General features: G+C 69.6%; 10 protein-coding genes. 4 read left to right on the plus strand and 6 right to left on the minus strand.

Features of this window, described 5'->3' with window-relative positions; all coding sequences use genetic code 11:
• Nucleotides 1–22: 22 nt before the first annotated feature.
• The 6 genes from LTT66_RS00115 to LTT66_RS00140 all read right to left on the minus strand — a co-directional run bounded on the left by LTT66_RS00115 (nt 23) and on the right by LTT66_RS00140 (nt 8,530).
• On the minus strand, nt 23–628 hold the full coding sequence (locus tag LTT66_RS00115) for an SGNH/GDSL hydrolase family protein (protein ID WP_233063109.1): 606 nt from the start codon (nt 626–628) through the stop codon (nt 23–25).
• Entirely contained in the window at nt 625–1,875 is a 1,251-nt protein-coding gene (locus tag LTT66_RS00120) for an NAD(P)/FAD-dependent oxidoreductase (RefSeq protein WP_233063111.1), read from the minus strand. Before LTT66_RS00120 ends, LTT66_RS00115 begins: the two co-directional genes overlap by 4 nt.
• Before the next feature lie 104 nt (nt 1,876–1,979).
• Nucleotides 1,980–3,662 carry an AMP-dependent synthetase/ligase gene (locus tag LTT66_RS00125; protein WP_233063112.1) on the minus strand — a complete coding sequence of 561 codons (1,683 nt, stop codon included), beginning with the start codon at nt 3,660–3,662 and terminating at the stop codon, nt 1,980–1,982.
• Nucleotides 3,663–3,759: 97 nt separating this feature from the next.
• Nucleotides 3,760–4,692 carry a LysR family transcriptional regulator gene (locus tag LTT66_RS00130; protein WP_233063113.1) on the minus strand — a complete coding sequence of 311 codons (933 nt, stop codon included), beginning with the start codon at nt 4,690–4,692 and terminating at the stop codon, nt 3,760–3,762.
• Between the two features lie 369 nt (nt 4,693–5,061).
• Nucleotides 5,062–7,074 carry a serine/threonine-protein kinase gene (locus tag LTT66_RS00135; RefSeq protein ID WP_233063114.1) on the minus strand — a complete coding sequence of 671 codons (2,013 nt, stop codon included), beginning with the start codon at nt 7,072–7,074 and terminating at the stop codon, nt 5,062–5,064.
• A gap of 202 nt (nt 7,075–7,276) precedes the next feature.
• Complete coding sequence (locus tag LTT66_RS00140; protein WP_332909659.1) at nt 7,277–8,530, minus strand: PucR family transcriptional regulator; 1,254 nt, start codon at nt 8,528–8,530, stop codon at nt 7,277–7,279.
• 126 nt (nt 8,531–8,656) lie between these two features.
• On the opposite strand from LTT66_RS00140, the gene pruA reads away from it, so the two are divergent.
• The 4 genes from pruA (at nt 8,657) to LTT66_RS00160 (ending at nt 14,582) form a co-directional block, all read left to right on the plus strand.
• Nucleotides 8,657–10,294 carry an L-glutamate gamma-semialdehyde dehydrogenase gene (pruA, locus tag LTT66_RS00145; protein ID WP_233063115.1) on the plus strand — a complete coding sequence of 546 codons (1,638 nt, stop codon included), beginning with the start codon at nt 8,657–8,659 and terminating at the stop codon, nt 10,292–10,294.
• Complete coding sequence (locus LTT66_RS00150) at nt 10,294–11,253, plus strand: proline dehydrogenase family protein (RefSeq protein ID WP_233063116.1); 960 nt, start codon at nt 10,294–10,296, stop codon at nt 11,251–11,253. Before pruA ends, LTT66_RS00150 begins: the two co-directional genes overlap by 1 nt.
• A 367-nt stretch (nt 11,254–11,620) precedes the next feature.
• On the plus strand, nt 11,621–13,075 hold the full coding sequence (locus tag LTT66_RS00155; RefSeq protein ID WP_233063117.1) for an amino acid permease: 1,455 nt from the start codon (nt 11,621–11,623) through the stop codon (nt 13,073–13,075).
• 97 nt (nt 13,076–13,172) lie between these two features.
• Nucleotides 13,173–14,582 (plus strand): amidase, encoded by a 1,410-nt coding sequence (locus tag LTT66_RS00160; RefSeq protein ID WP_233063119.1) that lies wholly within the window; start codon nt 13,173–13,175, stop codon nt 14,580–14,582.
• Nucleotides 14,583–14,960 lie beyond the last annotated feature (378 nt).

Below are 14,960 nucleotides of genomic sequence, written 5' to 3' on the forward strand. Positions count from 1 at the left end.
TCCTCTCGAACCGGGTGGATGATCAGGCGGCCACGGTGGTCGCGGTGCGCGACGCGACGAGTTCGGCGACGCCGGCGGCGAACAGGTGGTGGCCCAGCGAACTGGGGTGCAGACCGTCGGCGGTCCACATCTGCGGCCGTTCCCATTCGGGCTGGGCGGCGATGTCCAGCAGCAGCGTGCCGGTGTCGGCGACGACGTCGGCGAGCACCGCGTTGGCGAAGGCGAACCGCTCGCGCAGCAGCGCGCGGAACCCGTCCGGCACCGGCAGCCGGGCCGGGATGTCGGGGTAGCTGGCGGTGAACACCGTCGCACCGCCTGCCCGCAGTGCGCCGAAGAGCTCGGCGAGGTTGCGGGCGAATCGGTCCTGGTCGTAATCGCTCACCAGGTCGTTGACTCCGACCACGACGCCGAACAATCCCGAGCGACCCGAAAGGGCCGCGCGCAGTTGCTGTTCCAGCACGATGCTGGTTGTGGCGCCGTGCTCGCCGAGATTGCGCACCGCCGCGGGCCGCAGGCCGAGCTGGCCGCCGAGCCGCGGCACCCAGCCGCGGTAGCCGCCGCCGGGCGCGGCGTCGCCGCGCCCCTCGACGAAGCTGTCGCCCAGCGCGGTCAGCACCGGCGCGTTCATGCGGTCACTCCGTCCTTGCTGACGTGCCGGGCAGCCGTCGGGAAGTTCACCTTCTCGTACAGCGCGGCCAGCTCGTCCTCGCCGAAGTACTTGTCCGGCGGGTAGATTCCGGCGATCAGCCCGAAGAAGTGCTTGGTGTAGTCGGCGTCCAGCGAGGTCGCGCGGAACACCGAGTCGTAGTAGGGGGTCAGCGACAGCTCCGAGATGCTCAGCGTCAGTTCGTAGGTGCTGGCACTCTGCGCATCGCGCTCGCGCTGGTATTCGGCCAGCGCCTCGTCCATCGGGCGCGCGCCGGACAGGCCTTCGTCCACCAGGTCGGCCAGCAACTGCGCGTACTTGAACGCGTCGGTGATGCCCCAGCCGGTGAACGGGTCCTTGTGGTAGCCGGCGTCGCCGACCAGCGCCCAGCCGGGACCGTAGGACTGACGGCGGTAGTTGTCCGGGTACAGCATCGGGCGGAACTGCTCCACCCGCTTGCCGGTGTCGCGCAGACGAGCGCCGATCTCCGGGTCGATCTGCTCGACGATCTCCTGCACACCGGCGTCCGGGTCGGCACGGAACGCACGGAACCGGTCCCGCTTGCGCATCACGGCGACCAGGGCGAGATCGTCGTTGGTCGGCCAGGACGCGAACTGCTGCTCGCCGAAACCGGTGCGGTGCTGCATGCCCCAGTCGACGCCCTCGTAGTAGGAGTAGTAGATGAAGCACGCCGCGGGCGAGCCCTCGTACTCCTGCGCGCCGACCGCCTTGGCCACCGTCGAGTTCGAGCCGTCGGCACCGACCACCAGCTTGGCGCGGAACTCCTGCTCGGCGCCGTCGCCGATCGCGCCGCGGATGCCTGCCACGCGGTCACCGTCGAAGACCAGCTCCGAGACGGTGAAACCCTGGATCACCTCGACGCCCGCGTTGCCCGCGGCCTCGATCAGGATCTTGTCCAGCACCGTGCGGCGCGGGCAGTAGACGGCGTCGATGCCGTCGGCGGACGGATCGGCCATCCCCTTGATGACGATGTCGGTGTAGGAGAAGTTCAGGTGCCGGATCGGCGGCACGCCCGAGGCGACGACCTCCTCGAGCAGCCCCCAGGACTTCAGGAAGCCGAGCCCGGCCTGGTGGATGTAATGGGTCGACGGGGTGTCGCTGGGGAAGCTCGCCCGGTCCACGGCGAGCACCCGGTAACCCTTCCTGGCGAGCAGCATGGCCAGTGGGGAGCCCGCCACCCGGGTTCCGACAACGATGACGTCGTACATGTTCGCATCACTTTCCGGTAGTCGAATTCCGATTTCGAGTCTGTGGCCGCGACGGGTGATCGACCACCGCGGCGGGCCCTGATTCATCGGCCGATCGGCCGCGGCTATCGTGCGGGTCGAGGCGCCGAATACAGCAGTTCGATATCCGCCGCATACGCGTCGGCGATCGCGGCGCGGCGCAGTTTTCGGGACGACGTCGACAATCCGTCTTCGACGGTGAAATCGCCGTCCACGATCCGAAATGCCCTAATTGATTCCGCGCGCGACACCAGAGAATTCGCGTCGTCGATCGCCGATTGGACGGCGGCGGTGAGATCGCCGTCCGGTTCGGCGGCGCGCCAGCGCTGCACCTGCGCCGGATCCAGGGTGACCAGGGCCGCGACGAAATCGCGGCCGTCGCCGAGCACCATGCAGTTGGACACCAGGGGATGCAGCCGGATCCGGTCTTCCAGAGGCGTGGGTGCGACGTTCTTGCCGCCCGAGGTCACCAGGATCTCCTTCTTGCGTCCGGTGATCCGCAGGAAGCCGTCCTCGTCGAGTTCGCCCAGGTCACCGGTGTGCAGCCAGCCCTGCGCGTCCACCGGTGACTGGTTCGCCGCAGCGCCCCAGTAGCCCGGTGACACGTGCGGCCCGCTGACCAGCACCTCCCCGTCCTCCTCGGCGATGGCCACCGAGGTGCCCGGGATCGGCCTGCCGACCGTGCCGAGCCGGTTGGTCTCCGGGGCACTCACCGTCACGGCGGTCGCGGCCTCGGTGAGGCCGTAGCAGTTCAGCAGCAGCACACCGAAACCCGCGTAGAACCCGACCGTCGAATCGTCCAGCGACGCGCCGCCGGAGATGACGTGGCGCAGTTCACCGCCGAGCGCGGCCGCCACCGGATGCGCCGACGGCTCCGGCGCCGCCTGCGCCCGCAGGAGCTCGAGACCGCGCCGCACCGCCTCGCGCTCCTCGGCCTCGGCGAGCAGGGCGCGGCAGTACTTGCGGATCTTCTCCAGGCCGTAGGGAATCATCGCGAGGAAGGTCGGCCGCACCGTCGGCAGCACCGGCACCAGGTCGGGAATGCCGGGCAGCAGGTGGGTGCGGCTGCCGCCGAACAGGCAGGCGAACAGGATGGTCTGGCCGAAGACGTGCGACAGCGGCAGGGCCAGCACGGTGGTCCCGTCGAACATGTCGCCGGTGCGGCGCACCGTGTTGGACGAGGACACGAACATGTTGCGGTGGGTGATCAGGCAGCCTTTGGCCAGGCCCGTGGTGCCGCTGGTGTACACGATCATCGCCAGGTCGTCGGCCCGCACCTCGGCCATACGCGCGGCCAGCCCCGGATCGATCGCACCGGTGGCCCAGTCCGCGAGCTGATCGAAGACCCACACCTCACCCGCACCCGCCGCGCGCAACCGCTCGGCGTCCTCGGCGCTCTCGGCGGCGAAATACGCACTGCCGCTGTCGCTCAGGATGTGCTCGATCTGGCTGGGCGACGAAGTGGGGTAGACCGGCACCACCACCGCGCCGATGGCCAGCAGCGCGCAGTCCAGCAGCACCCAGGCCAGACTCGTGCGGCCCAGCACCGAGACCCGATCGCCGGCCGCGACGCCGCGCCCGGCCAGCGCCGAGGCCAGGGCGCGGGCCCTGCGGTCCACCTCGGCGCTGGTGAGCTGGGTTCCGTCGGCGTCGCACAGCGAAAGCCGATCCGGATGTTGCTCGGCCGCACCGGAAATCACCGAGTACAAACTCGCCGTATCCGGAAGATCGAAACCATTCTCACCGACCGATACTGCGATGACAGACACTGTGTTCACAATGTCGAATTCTGGTCGGCGTCACGGAATTACAGTGCCGTCGATATCGTGGTTCCTACCGCGCGAATGCCATCACCTATCGACGTGGTCAGGCCGACACAGCGCGGGCAATATCGATTTGCGCAGGTTCCGGGGAATCGACGCAATCCAAGAAAAAGCCGACCGCCGGATTCGACTCGTCCGCACGCCACACCGCGTACAAATCGAGCGTCGGCACCGGATCGAACAGCTTGACCGCGACCGACGCACTGCCCGGCCCGCCCATGCCCATCGAAATCGCCCGCGGCAGCGAGGCGAATCCCACCAGCGGGCGCACCGAGACCATGTGCGCCGTCGCACCGGGGTCGTCGGCGGTCTGCGCCACCGCCAGGGAGATCCGGGAATCCGCGGCCGCGCGGAAGATCGAGTCGTACATGGCCGGACACTGCTCGCGGGCGAAGAGCACGCAATCCTGTCCCTCGAGTTCGGCGAAGGGAACGCCGGGCCGATCGGCCCACCGATGCCTGCGCCCGACCACGGCGACCAGCGGAACCCGATGCAGCAGCCGCCGGTACCGGAAATCGGTCGTGCTCGGATGGCCGTACACGAGGGCGAGATCCAGTGACCCGTCGCTGAGCGCGGCCAGTTGCGGGCCGGTGCGCTTCTCCCACAGCGACACCACGATGTCGGGGTGCCGCTCGGTCATCCTGGTGAGCGCTTCCGGCAGCACATGTCTGCTGGCCGGCAGGTTGTAGCCGATGTTGAGGGCGCCCGCCCGCCCTTCGGCGGTCGCCTTCGCGGCCTGGGCCGCGCGGTCCATCTGCGCCACGATGAGCCGGGCCTGACTCTCGAATTCCCGGCCCGCCGGGGTCAGCTTGACCTCGTGCGAGTTGCGTGCGACCAGTTGCACGCCGAGCGATTTCTCCAGCTTCTGCAGCTGGGCACTGAGACTGGGCTGCGTGAGATGCAAGCGCTGCGCTGCGCGGCCGAAATGCAGCTCTTCGGCAATCGTGATGAACGAAACCAGATGTCGGAACTCCATGCCGCCGGCTCCTTTTTCCGCGTACCGGAAACGGTAGCGCCACCAGGTAACCGACGATGAACCAGATCCGGACAAAGAGCACCGAGACCGTAGCGGATGGGTGAACTGAACCCGAAGGCAGGACGTGGTGTGCTACCTGCGCCCGTGACCATCCAGGATCCCCGAAACCCGGCCCGGGAGCAACTCGAAGCGGGCGCGATCCGGTCGATTCCGCACTCGCCCAACCGCGCCGGTCGCGAGTCGCAGCTCGTCGTCACCGCCGGACTCGGGACAGATCCTTTGCGGCTCCGCGCATGGTGTCCAGACCCCGCCGAGGCCGGGGAGACCCCGCCCAGCGGACGGATGACGTGGGCGATACGGGACGCGGCGCTAGCCGAAGTACTTGCGGAACCACGCCGTGAGTTCGGCTTCGCTCTTGGGTCCCGGCTCCGGGTGATCGGCGCGCAGTGTGCAGAAATGCGCGGTGATCGCGAACTTGTTGTGCACCAGGAACAGACAGCTGGGCCCGAGCGCGGGATCGTCGGCCGGGTAGCAGAAGAAGCGGCCGAGAACGTTGCCGTCCTGTCGCCACACGTCGTCGCCCGGCTCGCCGCGACCGCACACATGGCCCGAGAACTGCCCGCGGTTCGCCTCGTACAGGTACGTCGCCGACTCCTGGTTCGGGAAACCGTAGAACTCCGCGGTCGGGAACCCGGCCTTCGTGCCACAGGTCAGCACCGCGTTCACCGAGCCGGGCGGCGGATCGGCGTGCCTGCAGTTGGCCGGGCCGAAATCACCGGTCAGATGGCTGAGCACCGCACGATCGGCTTCGGTGTAATAGTCCGGATCTCGGGCGGTATCGGGCGTGCGGAACGCGCCGCCGTTGCGCGCGGCGACGTAGTCGCGGTATGTCGTCTCGGCCGGGTCCCAGATGTACACCGCGACCGCCATAGACTGCTCGTCCGTGACCAGCAGCCCCGGCCGTGGCATCGCGGGATCGTCCACCTTGCTCATGAAACAGGACTTGCGACCGACTTCCTCGCCGTCGCGCAGCATCGGTCCGTCCTGGCCGGGCGGGTCGCCGGAGCAATTGCGTCCTTGCAGGCTGCCCAGCAGCGTCGAGGTGTAGCCGCGCAGTTGGTCGACCGTGCGGAACCGCAGGAATCGTGCCGCGGGATTGCTCGCAGCCGGATTCGCGGTGCAGAACACGACGGCGACGGTAGGCGGGTTGGGGTTCTCGTGCACGCAGTTGGCCCGTTTATAGCCCGACGAACCGACCAGCGACAGCAGATCGATGTCCGGGCCGTGCGGGGCGCTCGCGTCGGGCACGGCAGCGCCCGTGGTCGGTCGGGTCAGCTCCCAGCCGAGGAAGCCGAGGACGGCGGCCAGCAGGATGACGCACAGCAGGGCGAGCAAGCGCAGCAGGCGTCGGCGGCGCGGTCGCTGTCGCGGTCCGTCGTGCTCGCGGCCCGGCCCCGTCGTCGCACCCGACCGGTCCCTTGGCGGACCCGCACCGGTCGGCGGACCGCCGTCCTCGGGCTGCGCGGGCGAACGGCCGGTGGTCGCCTCTGTCATCGCCGCCTGCGCGGCCGCCCCGAGCTCACCTGCCGTGCCGTACCGCGCCTGCGGGTCTTTGGCCATACCGCGCGCGACCACCGCGTCCAGCCGGGCGGGCAGTCCGGGCCGGGACGAATGCGGCCGCGGCGGCGGCTCGAACAGGTGCGCCGAGACGATCTGCGCCTCGGTGTCCTTCGGGTACGGTCGCGATCCGGTCAGGCACTCGTACAGCACGCAGGTCAGGGCGTAGATGTCGGCGGCGGGAGTGACGGCGCGGGAGTGGAACCGCTCCGGCGCCATGTAGTGGAACGAGCCGATCGCCGAGCCGGTGCTGGTGAGGCTCTCGGCGCTGGCCGACTGCGCGATTCCGAAGTCCACCAGGTAGGCGAAACCGTCCGGGGTGAGCAGGATGTTGTCCGGCTTGATGTCCCGGTGCACCAAGCCGTCGGCGTGCGCGGCGTCCAGTGCGGCGGCGACCTGCCGCACGATCGCGATCGCCCGTTCCGGCTCCAGCGGCGCCCGCTCGGTCAGCAGCGCGCGCAAGCTGTCGCCGCCGACCAGCCGCATATCGATGAAGAGCCTGCCGTCGATCTCGCCGTAGTCGTGGATCGGGATGATGTGCGGCTCCTGCAGCCGCGCCGCGACGTGCGACTCGCGCCGGAACCGTTCCCGGAACACCGGGTCGTCGTGCAGCCGCTCGGGCAGCACCTTCAGCGCGATGGTGCGGTCCTTCACGGTGTCGTAGGCTTCGAACACTTCCCCCATGCCGCCACGACCGATCAGGCGATCCAGGCGATACGGCCCGAATCGCGACCCCACCTCGAGCGTACGACGTCGTGTGGTCATCTCGTCCTCCGTGACGGGGACCCGGAGGGTGTCCGGCGCGGACCGAGCCGAACGCCTTCCCGGGGCCGTGACCCGGGTTCCTGCGCTCAACTCTAGAGCGCCGCCGACCGCTTCGGCAGGCATATCGCGCAGCGGGCCGGTCGGCCGCCCATTCGGCGTTCACAGCACGTCGGAGCAGGTCCCCGGCTCGGCCGAGCCGCCGTCAACCCCGCGCCCCGGGCGGGCGTGGACGGCGGTACAGGGCGAGCTGGATCTCCAGCAGCAGGCGATCGGCGGGGTCGTCGAGGTTCATGCCGAGAATGTCCTCGACCCGGCGAAGGCGGTAGCGCAGCGTGTTCGGATGCACGCACAGCGCCGCGGCGGCGTCGCGCACGTCGCCGTGTGCGCGCAGATAGGTTTCGACGCTCTCGCGCAGGCTCGCGGAATGCTTGCGGTCGTAGTCCAACAGCGCTCGCAGCCGGGGATCGCGCAATTCCGCCCGCGACCCGACGAGATCGAGCACCTCACCGAGCAGCACCGCCGTCCGCGCCTCGGCGAGGGTGGTCACCCGGTTCCCGGGTGATGCCGTGACGGCGCCGTCCAGCACCCGATCGACCTCGGCGCGCGCGGCCGCCACCCGGCCCAAATCGGCGACCGGGCAAGCGATCGCCGCCCGCAGCCACAGCGAGCGCTTCGTTTCGAACCGCTCGATCAGCTGCCGGGTCCAGGCCGTCACCGCCTGCGCGGACCGATAGCCGGGCAGCAGCACGTAGACACGCTCACCGATCGTGGTGGTCACCGAGTCGCCACGAAAAGAGCTGGCGTGCAGGCGGAGAACGTTGCCCAACGCGGCAGGTTCGGTGACCGACGACTGCTCGGCGGGCAGGGCAGCGAACCCGATCACGGCCGCCGGACCGGTCGGCGGCAGGTTCAGCGCGTCCGCCACCACCGCCGAGTCGACCACTGCCCCACCGACGCCGAACAGCCGCCGGATCAACAGCGCCTCGGTGGTGGGCGCGTCCAGGCTCCGGGAGATCAGGCGTGCCGCGATGGCCGCCGCGCCGCGCAGGATCTCGGCCGCGTCCGGTTTGAACGGCCGATCGCCCTGCTGCAGCCAGATCGCACCGAGCACCGGTGGCACGTGGGCATCCCCGTCGGCGGGACGGCGGATGCCGATCACCAACCTGCGCTTGATGTTCAGCTCGTCGTGCGCGGGCACGTCCACGACCTCGTCGGTGTCCCGGAGCCGATCGAACACGCCCCATTGCCGCAGCAGGGACAGATACTCCCGCGGCCCTTCGCGGCCGAGAATCGAGCGCACCCGCAACTGGTCGGCGTTCTCGTCGGACGCCGAGTACGCGAGCACGTGCGACCGCGGATCCTCGATCGACACCATCCCGCCCGCGTGGTGCGCGATCATCTGCGCCAGCTCGAACAGGTCGATGTCCGCGGCGACCTGCTCACCATCCCGGGCCACGTTCCCGTCCTTCGGCCAACTCGACAACGCACTTGTCCCATCTTTGTCCGACTGGCTCATTCTCCGGGCAGTTTTCCGGTGTTGACTTCCCTCTACCGGAAAATCACCTAAATAGCAGGAGGTCTCATGGACGCCGTCGTGGCCCCACCCGCGCCGGTCAACGAACCGGTGGGCAGTTTCGCGCCGGGTACGGCGGAACGCGAGCGCCTGCGGGTCAAACTGGCCGAACTCGCCGCGACGCCGACCGAGGTCGCGCACGTCATCGGCGGCGTGCACCGAGGCGGTCGCGGCGAGCGCGTCAGGGTGGTGCAGCCGCACCGGCACGCCGCCGTCCTGGGCACGGTCGGCACGGCCGGACCGGGCGAGGTCCGCGACGCCATCGCGGCGGCGACCGCCGCGGCGCCGGACTGGCGTGCGCTGTCCTTCGCCGAGCGCGCCGCGATCTTCCTGCGCGCCGCCGATCTGCTGGCCGGGCCGTGGCGCGAAACCCTCGCCGCCGCAACGATGCTGGGCCAGTCCAAGACCGCCTACCAGGCCGAGATCGACACCCCGTGCGAGCTGGTCGACTTCTGGCGGTTCAACGTGCACTTCGCGCGCCGGATCCTGGCCGAACAGCCGATGTCGGCGCCCGGGGTGTGGAATCAGATGGACTACCGCCCGCTCGAGGGCTTCGTCTACGCGATCACGCCGTTCAACTTCTCCGCCATCGCGGGCAATCTGCCCACCGCACCCGCGCTGATGGGCAATACCGTCGTGTGGAAGCCGGCCCTCACCCAGTCGGTGGCGGCCTACTGGACGATGCGGCTGCTGGAAGCCGCGGGGCTGCCGCCGGGCGTGATCAACATGGTGCACGGCGCCGGACCGGAAGTGTCGGAGGTGGCGCTGGCCGATCGCCGCCTCGCCGGCATCCACTTCACCGGGTCCACCACCACCTTCCGGCACCTGTGGCGCACCGTCGCGGCGAACCTCGACCACTACGACACCTACCCGCGTCTGGTGGGCGAGACCGGCGGCAAGGACTTCGTCGTGGCGCACAGCTCGGCCGATCCCGAGGTGCTGAGCACGGCCCTGATCCGCGGCGCGTTCGACTACCAGGGCCAGAAGTGCTCGGCCGCCTCCCGCGCGTTCCTCCCGCGATCGCTGTGGGACCGGATGGGCCGCGAATTCATCGACCGGGTGGCCGCGCTCAGCTACGGCGACGTCACCGACTTCGGACACTTCGGCGGAGCGCTCATCGACCGGCGCGCCTTCGGCAAGAACACCGACGCCCTCGCGCGCGCCAAGGCGACGCCCAGCCTGACCATCGCCACCGGCGGCCACGCCGACGACAGCGTCGGCTACTTCGTCGAGCCCACCGTCCTGCTCGGCGACGACCCCGCCGACGAGGCGTTCCGCACCGAGTACTTCGGGCCGATCCTGGCCGTGCACGTCTACGACGATTCGTCCGGCGGCTCGTTCGAGTCCACGCTCGACGTGATCGACCGCGGCTCGCCCTACGGCCTGACCGGCGCGGTCATCGCCGAGGACAGGGCGGCGATCGGCAGCGCCGTCGAGCGGTTGCGCTTCGCGGCGGGCAATTTCTACGTCAACGACAAACCCACCGGCGCGGTCGTCGGACAGCAACCGTTCGGCGGGTCGCGTGCGTCGGGGACCAACGACAAGGCAGGCTCGGCACAGAACCTGCTGCGCTGGACCTCCGCTCGCACGATCAAGGAAACCTTCGTCCCCGCGACCGACCACCGCTACCCGCACCAGGAGTTGTGATGGCCTTCTCCGGACTGCTGCGGCCCGCCGTCCTGGCGGCGTCCCGTTCCCCGCGCCTGGAGCGCGCGATCACCCGCATGCCGAGCACCAAGAAGCTGGTCGACCGTTTCGTCGCGGGTGAGACCGAGGACGACGCGGTCGCCGCGACCTCGGCGCTGCTGGGCTCCGGCCGCTTCGTGAGCATCGACTACCTCGGCGAGGACACCACAACTCTCGACCGCGCCCGCGCAACCGTCGCGCACTACCTGCGGCTGCTGTCGGCGCTGGGTGAACTCCAGGCCGTCGACGAGGCGCCGGTACCGCGACTGGAGGTTTCGCTCAAGCTGTCCGCGCTGGGCCAGTCGCTGCCGCAGAACGGGTACGCTATCGCCCGCGAACACGCCTACGAGATCTGCACGGCGGCGAAGGCGGCAGGCGTCTGGGTGACCGTGGACGCCGAGAACCACACCACCACGGATGCGACGCTGGCCATCGTGCGCGAGCTGCGTCTCGATTTCCCGTGGCTGGGCACGGTCTTGCAGGCCTATCTCAAACGCACCGAGCAGGACTGCCGGATCTTCGCCGGGCCCGGATCGCGGATCCGGTTGTGCAAGGGCGCCTATCGCGAGCCCGCGTCGGTGGCCTATCAGAGCCGATCCGCGGTGGACGAGTCCTACCTGCGTTGCCTGCGGGTCCTGATGGAGGGCAAAGGCTACCCGATGATCGCCACACACGATCCGGCGCTGATCGAGGCGGCGCTGGGCTGCGTGCGCGAAAGCGGCCGGAAGGCGGGCGATTTCGAGTTCCAGATGCTGCACGGCATCCGCGACGCCGAACAGCGGCGCCTGGCCGGAGCGGGCCACGCACTGCGCGTCTACCTGCCCTACGGCGACCAGTGGTACGGCTACTTCATGCGCAGGCTGGCCGAGCGGCCCGCCAACATCGCGTTCTTCCTGCGCTCCTTCGGCCGCGACCGCTGAGGGCACAGAACAGGCGACGCTCGGTCCACGATACTCGACCGCCGCCGGGAAACCCGACCGTAGAATGCATGCACGCGGACAGGTAACGCGGCTGCTCGCCTACCGCGTGCCCAGCCGAACACCGGAACCTATTCACCCCCTACCAGCGAACTTTCGCCGCACCTTACGGCGTCACGCGACCACACCGGCCCAACTCCAGGTTTCGAGCGACGCGAGACCGAGCAGCCGTTCGCGGCCCGGCTCGCGTCCGAGCGGCCGTCGCGTAGGCGACGAAGGAGCAAGCGGCGGTCGCTCGGACGCGAGCCATAAGGGGCCGCGAACACCCAGCGCCGCAGGCGCTGGAAAAACAAACACAGCAAGGATCTTTATGTCCCTCGCGCAGTTACGCGGTCAGATGACGCGCCGGAAACCGCTCGGCGAAGTCGAGGACGAGGCCGCCCCGGCCGACGAGCAACTGTCGCGGTCGCTCGGCCTGTGGCAGCTCACCGCGATCGGCGTGGGCGGCATCATCGGCGCGGGCATCTTCACCTTGGCGGGCGCGGTCGCGCACTCCGTCACCGGGCCGTCGGTGTTGATCTCGTTCCTCATCGCGGGTGTCGCCAGTGGCGCCGCCGCGCTGTGTTACGCCGAGTTCGCCGGGATGATCCCCAAGGCCGGGTCCGCCTACACCTACGGGTATGTGTCGCTCGGTGAGATCGCGGGCTGGTTCATCGGGTGGGATCTGCTGCTGGAGTACATCGCGGTCGCGGCGGTGGTCGCCATCGGCGTCTCCGGATACTTCAAATTCCTGCTGGAGCAGGTCGACGTCACGCTGCCGGACTGGATGATGGGCGCCTCGGGCACCGGCGAAGGCCACGTGATCGATGTCTTCGCCGTCCTGTTCTGCCTCGGCACGGCCTGGCTGCTGTCGCGCGGCATCCGCAGTGTCGGCCGGTTCGAGACCGTGGCCGTCGGCATCAAGGTCGCCTTGGTCGTGCTGATCGTGGTGCTCGGCGTGTTCCATATCGACAGCTCGAACTACACCCCGTATTTCCCGTTCGGCGCCGGGGCGGTGTGGACGGGCGCGGCCACGGTCTTCTTCGCCGTGTTCGGCTACGACGCGATGAGCACCGCCGCCGAGGAATCCACCGAGGGCAAGAAGCACCTGCCCAAGGCGATCATCTATTCGCTGGCCATCGCCATGGTGCTCTACGTGCTGGCCACCCTGGTGCTGACCGGCATGCAGAAATCCACCGAGATCAGTCCGACCAGCGGGTTCTCCACCGCGTTCGAGTCGGTCGGGCAGCCGGGCGTGGCGAACATCATCGCGGTCGGCGCCATCGTCGGCATCGTCACCGTGGTGCTCACCTTCATGCTCGGCGTCACCCGGGTCTGGTTCGCGATGAGCCGCGACGGGCTGCTGCCGGAGTGGTTCGCCAAGACCCATCCGGTCCGCAAGGTGCCCACCCGGGTGACCTGGATCGTCGGTATCGGGTCGGCGCTGATGGCCGGGTTGCTGGACATCACGGTGGTCGCCGAACTGACCAATATCGGCATCCTGATGGCGTTTATCGTGGTGTCCGTCGCGGTGATCGTGCTGCGGCGCACCCGCCCCGACGAGCCGCGCGAGTTCCGGCTGCCCTTCATGCCGGTCGTGCCGCTGATCGGCGTCGGGTTCTCGGTGTACCTGATCTGGTCGCTGCCGTGGGAGACCTGGGTGCGCTTCGCGATCTGGCTGGTCGTCGGCCTGATCGTCTACTTCGCGTACTCGCGCACCCACTCCAAGCTGGAGCGCACCGGTGCCGCCACGACCGAGGGCCCGGCGACCGGGCACGACCGATAACCGAACGGGCTCGCCGGACGGATTGATTGCGTAATCGTCGCTCGACTGCATACGGTCGGAGGTGTCGGCATCGGCGGCCCGGAAGGAGCGGTAGCGGATGGATCTCCAAGAGGTCGTCTCGTCGGGCGTGCTCGAACAGCGCGAGCTCTTGGCGCAGGGCGCGCTCTCCGCGGAGCAACTCGTCGAAGCGACGCTCGACGGGATCGATGCCGCCGCGGATCTCGGCGCCTTCACGCGCGTGCTGCGCGAGGAGGCCAGGGCCGAAGCGGTCGAGCGGGACCGTGAGCGCGCGGCGGGCGGCGCGGTCGGCCCGTTGCACGGGGTGCCGATCGCGGTGAAGGACGAATTCGACGTCGCGGGCGTGGTGACCAGCTTCGGCACCCGGGCGAACGCGACACCGGCCGTGGCGGATGCCGAGGCGGTGCGCAGGCTGCGCGCGGCCGGGGCGGTCATCGTCGGCAAGACCTCGATGCCGGAATTCGGGCAGTGGCCGTTCACCGAGTCCAGCACCTTCGGCGTGGCCCGCAACCCGTGGGACCCGAGCCGCTCCACCGGCGGATCGAGCGGCGGGTCCGCCGCGGCGGTGGCGGCCGGTCTGGTGCCCGCCGCTCTCGGCGGCGACGGCGGCGGATCGATCCGGATCCCGGCGGCGTGCTGCGGGTTGTTCGGGCTCAAACCGCAGCGTGGGCGCGTGCCGATCGCCCCGAACGAGCACCTGTGGTGGGCGCTGGGCGTCGCCGGGCCGCTCACCCGCGGCGTGCTGGACTCCGCCGTCATCTACGACGTCATCCGTGGCGCCACCCGCACCGACCGATTCCGCGCGCCGGACCCGGACCTCTCGTTCGAGGCGGCGGCGCGTGGACCGGCTCGGCCGTTGCGCATCGGCTACAGCACCAAATCCCCCATCCCGCTGGTGAAGCTCGATCCGCAGCACGTGCGCGCCGTCCGCGACACCGCGAGACTGCTCGCCGAGCTGGGCCACACGGTCGCGGAGATCGACCCCGACTATCCCGATTCGACCCATGCCTTCTTCCCGCAGTTCTTCGGCGGCGTGCGCGCCGAGCTGGCCGAGGTGGACCATCCGGAGCTGCTCGAACGCCGCACCAAGCAGACAATCGCGGTCGGCGCCTGGGCGCGCGGGCCGGTCGTCGAATGGGCGATCCGCCGGGGCGAGGCGGTACGGCGCAAGGCAGATCGGATCTTCACCGAGTGCGATCTGCTGCTGACGCCGACCATCGCGATCCGCCCGCCGCTGCTCGGTGTGCTCGACGGGGCGAACACGGCGCGCGCTCAACTCGCCTCGGTGCCGATGGTCGCCTACACCGCGATCTGGAACGTCACCGGCCACCCCGCCGCGTCCGTGCCCGCCGGAGTCGGCGACGACGGGCTTCCCCTGTCGGTACAGCTGGTCGGCCCCACCAACGGCGAGACGACGATCCTCCCGATCGCAGCGCAACTCGAGCAGGCGCGTCCACAGCCTCGTCCGGTGCTCCGCTCCGCCCGATAGCCCAGGAAGATCCACTCGGACGGCCCGACAGTCACTCACCGGCGGAGCGCCGTGCGTCGGCGTTTCCGACGCACACCCTGGGGGTGCTCAATCCGGCTGTCAGCCCGGATCCCGCTTCCCCGCGCCGACCTGATGTGCGAGGCCACATAGCGACGTAGGCTCCCGCGTCCACTGACACTCGCCATCAGGTGCTACGCGCGTTAGCCGACACCGCCAGTCGCGCCCCTCGCTCATCCGCGTGAGCGGCGAGCACCGTTGCCTGCGGTCACCGCCGCGTAGGCAGACGGTGATGCCGGAAGCCCCGGCAAGCATCGGTTGCACCATCGTCCCTGCGCGTTGGGCGATCCCGTCGGCCGACCACCTCGCAAACCCTCCGCG

The sequence above is a fragment of the Nocardia gipuzkoensis genome (genome assembly GCF_021183645.1).
Taxonomy (GTDB): Bacteria; Actinomycetota; Actinomycetes; order Mycobacteriales; family Mycobacteriaceae; genus Nocardia; species Nocardia abscessus.